At 54.1% G+C, this 651-nt stretch carries 1 protein-coding gene; it reads right to left on the minus strand.

The features are described from left to right. Positions 1-8: 8 nt before the first annotated feature. Positions 9-651, minus strand: a 643-nt coding sequence (locus CSQ89_RS21805; protein WP_255408673.1) for an EF-Tu/IF-2/RF-3 family GTPase, incomplete at its 5' end; no start/stop codon positions are given.

Below are 651 nucleotides of genomic sequence, written 5' to 3' on the forward strand. Positions count from 1 at the left end.
CAAACTAATTACTCGATGATCTTGGCAACAACGCCAGCACCGACAGTACGGCCACCTTCACGGATAGCAAAACGCAGACCCTGCTCCATGGCGATCGGTGCAATCAACGCAACCACCACTTCCACGTTGTCACCTGGCATCACCATTTCGGTACCTGCCGGCAATTCAACAGCACCAGTCACGTCAGTTGTACGGAAGTAGAACTGAGGACGATAGCCATTGAAGAATGGGGTATGACGACCACCTTCATCCTTGGACAACACATACACACTGCCTTCGAACTTGGTGTGCGGCTTGATCGAGCCCGGCTTGGACAGAACCTGACCACGCTGAACATCCTCGCGCTTGGTACCACGCAGCAAGGCACCGATGTTGTCGCCAGCCTGACCTTGATCCAACAGCTTGCGGAACATTTCCACGCCGGTACAAGTGGTCTTAACCGTTGGCACGATACCAACGATTTCGATTTCTTCACCAACCTTGACGATGCCACGCTCAACACGACCAGTCACTACCGTGCCACGACCAGAGATCGAGAACACATCCTCAACCGGCATCAGGAAAGCACCGTCTATAGCACGCTCCGGCGTAGGAATGTAGCTATCCAAAGCCTCAGCCAGACGGAAAATGGCGGGTTCGCCGATTTCCGAC

This window comes from Chitinimonas sp. BJB300 (assembly GCF_002735695.1).
Taxonomy (GTDB): domain Bacteria; phylum Pseudomonadota; class Gammaproteobacteria; order Burkholderiales; family Chitinimonadaceae; genus Chitinimonas.